This is a genomic window from Ruminococcus sp. 1001136sp1_2201st1_G3_2201SCRN_220225 (genome assembly GCF_040924365.1).
Taxonomy (GTDB): domain Bacteria; phylum Bacillota; class Clostridia; order Lachnospirales; family Lachnospiraceae; genus Blautia_A; species Blautia_A faecis.
In genome coordinates this window covers 1-4,205 of the sequence record NZ_JBCOME010000115.1, presented here as the reverse complement: position 1 = coordinate 4,205, position 4,205 = coordinate 1, and the positions used below count along the sequence as shown (strand labels likewise).

The following is a 4,205-nucleotide window of genomic DNA, read 5'->3' as shown; positions in this document are numbered from 1 at the left end:
GTTATTATGTTTCCATGTAGTTTTCATACATATCAATTTCTTATCTTACATCATTTTTTTCATTTCGTCCATGGTTTCAGGTAAACAGTTCTTAATTTCAGAAAAATTTCACATTTTAACGTGTAGAATTATTGTTTCTGTAAAATATTGCATAGTCTGAAAGAGCTCTACCGTGTTTTGATCGTCCTATCACTTTTGCAAATCAAGTCAAAACGCGTTCATTTGCATCATGCGCTCGTGCAGACAGGCTCTAGAGCATGTTTTTCACGTAAATACAAAAGAGGAACGCCTTATCTTATGACGTCCCTCTCCATTTTTAATTTATTTTACTGTAAAGACACAGAACCTACAGAATCATTCAGCACGATCTCGACCCATGTTTTTCCAGGATTCAGCTGAATCTCCTGATTATTGGAATCATAATAATGAGTGATTCCCCACTGGGAATCCTTTGTCCAGTGGATGTCGATTGCCTTGCCTCTGGTGATGTATTTGCCCTCACCTCCGGACTGGGTATCTACGTTCAGATAACCATTTGGATCATATGGAACATAGTTGGAATACTGTAAAATAATATTCTCACATGTCAGCTGATTACCTGTGTTCTGGTCAATATGCGGTGCATTAAACTGGAAGCGGCTGTACTCCTTAGTCTCTGCATTGTACTCAAACCACGGATGGTTATAAGCGAAATTATCAAGCTTCACAACATTTGCAGAAACTCCGTCATCCAGGGTTGTCTCAGTTCCTTCCGGTGCAAACTGGAAATGACCATTATAGTCCTCTTTATAATCCTGGCTATAGCCCTGGCTCTGGATTCCTGCCTGAAGATGGGAGAAATCAGTGTAAGCATTGTGCGGTGCTACACGGTCAGTGCTGCGATAGTAAGCATTTCCAAGTGTAAGTCCGTTCAGATTGTCGATCAGGTGCTGGTCCAGATACTGAAGTGCATATACAGCCTGTCCATAATGAGAATAGATGGCATCATACTCATTTGCATAGAACAGGAAGTAATCACGGCAGCTTCGCACAGAACCGATCCTTGGAATATTGTCATAGTCCTCGATGATCGCCATGAGACGGGTGATGCTTCCCTCTACCGGTGCTTCATAAATGACTCCTGCGTTCTCAGTTCCGCTCTGTGGAGCGCCATTGGTATCGTTGCCAAGCATAACTGCGATGGGACGTCTGTGGCCAATGCCGACAGATACATCCTCTCCGGTAAGATAACTCTTCACGGTATCTGTCCCGGCTTCCTCTGCCTGTACCGCTACTGTGGATCCTGCAAGTGCGCAGGAAAGCAACATTCCTGTGAGAAGTTTAAATATTTTTTTCTTCATGTCTTCTCCTCCTTATGCATATATATTTAACCTTCTAACTGAACAGAAACTGCAGAAACCGCCACTTATAAATACATCCGGAATGGTAATGCCACCTGCTGATGACATCACCTTATATGAAAATCAGTCGCTTTGCAACTGCCATCCGGAACTTTCATAGTAACTTATTCACGGCAAACAGCAAAAGCCTCTCCAGCTATAGGGTCATGCACAAAAAAATTTAACGGGTAATTCCAAGTTCCTCCAGTGCCTTCGCCTGGCGTGCTTCCATATCTGCGGCTTCCTCCGGAGTCATGTGATCGTATCCCAGAAGGTGTAGCATACTATGTGCAACTAGGAAGCAAAATTCCCTCTTTACACTGTGTCCATACTCTTCTGCCTGGGCAGCAGCACGTTCTGCAGAAATCATAATATCTCCCAGAAGAAGCTCTCCACTGTCAAGATCAAAGCAGGACTCATCATCTTCAGCCACAGAATAATCTGCCGGTGTTTCAAATGGCAGCATTGGAAAAGAAAGAACATCAGTAGCTCTCTCAATGCCACGGAACTCTGTATTTACCCTTTTAATCTCTTCATTATCTGTGAGAACCAAATTTACCTGTGCATCCCATGGACATTTCTCCATGTCAAGCACCTTCTCTGCAACCATCTTCGCAAGCGCCGGACAGTCAAGTCCAAGGTCAAAATCGGTCTCGCATTCGTATTCTATTGTTACCAAAACTTATTCCTCCTGTATGACATCTGCCTGATTTCTCAAACAGGCGACACCATATGTTCAATTTTACTATTTTGTTTGAATTATTCTGTAAAATTCACATTTCAGTTTCAAATTAATCTTCCCACAGGATATTGATTGTCATTTACTGAAAATCTTGTCCTGGCTTCCCAATTACCGGCTTGTCCGCCGAACTGCCCGCTTCTGGGTCTTTTCCTGGGCTTTCGCTTCCTCTTTCTCAAATGCTTTAACAATGTCCTTCACGATCTTGCAGCGGACAACATCACGGTTCGTCAGGGAAATAGTAGCAATATCGTCTACATTTTTCAAAATAGAAGCACACTTCTGAAGTCCGGAATCCGTCTCTTTGGAAAGGTCGATCTGTGTTACATCGCCGGTAAGAATCATCTTAGAACCAGTACCAATACGGGTAAGTGCCATTTTCAAAATAGGAAGTGTGGCATTCTGGCTCTCATCAATGATGATCATACTGTTATTCAAAGTACGGCCTCGCATATATGCAAGAGGTGCAACCTCAATGATTCCCCGTTCTCTTAACTTCGCAGCCTGATCTGGCCCGAATACGTCATTTAGTGCATCGTAAAGCGGCTTCAGATAAGGATCAACCTTCTCCTGTAAATCTCCCGGAAGGAAACCAAGCTTCTCGCCCGCTTCAATGGCCGGACGGCTGAGAATGATTCTCTCAATCTCGTCATTCCGGTACAGCTCTGCCGCATAAGCAACTGCCAGGTATGTTTTACCTGTACCGGCAGGTCCGATACAGATAGTAACCGTATTGTTCTTCAAAGCAGTGATATAATTTTTCTGTCCAATTGTCTTAGTTCGAATTGGAATATTCTTATAATTCAAAGTCACTGCATCCCCCAGCACCTTGCGGGTGCTGTCTGCAATATCCTCCTCGCTGTCATCCTCTTCCTCGGTCTCATCCAGAAAACGATGGATCATATCCACGGAAAGCTGCTGCTGTTTTTCAAGAGCTTCCTTCATGGCTTCAATAATATTCACAGCTGAATGTATCCTGCCGTCATTAGTCCCACTTACGGTAATGCAGGAATTTCTCTGGGTAATGGATACGCCAAGACGATTCTCAATCACCTTGATCAGCTTATCATTGATTCCAAAAAGCTCCTGTAAAATATCTAATGAGTCAATCTCTATATTCGTGGATTTCAAAAACTGCTCCTCCTTGTGTCTGTTCAAAAATATCTCTGGGTAAAAGTATACCACTCTAAAGATTGTTTTTCAACACTTATGATTCCTGACTGAATTCTATATTCTGCTTCTTTCCGCTTTTTTCATCTACTGTCAATGTACCCTGCACAGTACAATTTGTACTGTCAAATGTGACAGACAACCGGGAATCTGCAATCCGGATTCCTTTATTCAGAAGTTTTTGTTCATATATTCTCAGCTGCTGCACTGCTTTCTTCTGAGCCTGTTCTTTCGTGTAAACTGTGCTCTGTATCTTATAAGGTGTTCGGGTGATTTTTCCCAGGGAAAAAGGAAGGACGAAATTCTCGGTAAGTTTCCAGGGGATTTCTTCCGTTGAGGTTATATATCTGGATTTTTTTCCTGTATCTGCGCCAAAAACGAAGTCACCAACACGAAAATACCAGCTGGTTTTTGAAGTGCCGCTTTGAACCTTTTTTTCATAGGAAAGGGGGACCTCCTGATAATAGGCAATCTGATGGCGCACATAGATGTCTGCGTCTGCCGGAACATATTCCACACGTACAACCTCCTGGCTGTCATTCAGGATTGGCACCTCGCCAGATACCAGAATATCACCCTGTTTGCAAATGTCTCCAGTTTTAACAAGTGGAGTTCCATTTCTGATAACCATATTCACAATTTTCCCATCCAGATTGGAAATCAGATTGCATGGAGATTTTGTTTGCCGGATACCTTCTGTGAGGTTTTCTTCCTGAATGGTAAGAAGAAGCCGGGTACCTTGAACCCTGGCGGAAACAAAAGTAATATCCGGGTAGTTTTTCCTGAGAAGGTCGGCAATCCGGGTACAGTTAACCTGATTTTTACGGATCCCATGGGTAATTCCCTGCTGGTCCAGAAATTCCAGAAGCTGAGGGGTGGAATTTTTTACATTTCCATCAATGTGGATATTCCAGATG

General features: G+C 43.0%; 4 protein-coding genes. All 4 read right to left on the bottom strand.

The genetic code is table 11. From position 1 onward, the window contains the following. Positions 1-326: 326 nt before the first annotated feature. Positions 327-1,340, bottom strand: a complete 1,014-nt coding sequence (locus AB5642_RS19885) for a DUF3048 domain-containing protein (RefSeq protein WP_226814800.1) — start codon at positions 1,338-1,340, stop codon at positions 327-329. 220 nt (positions 1,341-1,560) lie between these two features. Beyond that, on the bottom strand, positions 1,561-2,058 hold the full coding sequence (gene ybeY / locus AB5642_RS19880; protein ID WP_226840922.1) for an rRNA maturation RNase YbeY: 498 nt from the start codon (positions 2,056-2,058) through the stop codon (positions 1,561-1,563). A 171-nt stretch (positions 2,059-2,229) separates the two neighbouring features. Next, entirely contained in the window at positions 2,230-3,249 is a 1,020-nt protein-coding gene (locus AB5642_RS19875) for a PhoH family protein (RefSeq protein ID WP_118578388.1), read from the bottom strand. 76 nt (positions 3,250-3,325) lie between these two features. Then, the coding region (locus AB5642_RS19870) for a sporulation protein YqfD (protein ID WP_368371924.1) at positions 3,326-4,205 on the bottom strand (880 nt) is incomplete at its 5' end.

Bases quoted from the DNA above. Each gene is read 5' to 3' on its own strand.
- AB5642_RS19885 (WP_226814800.1), bottom strand. From the start codon at position 1,340: ATGAAGAAAAAAATATTTAAACTTCTCACAGGAATGTTGCTTTCCTGC.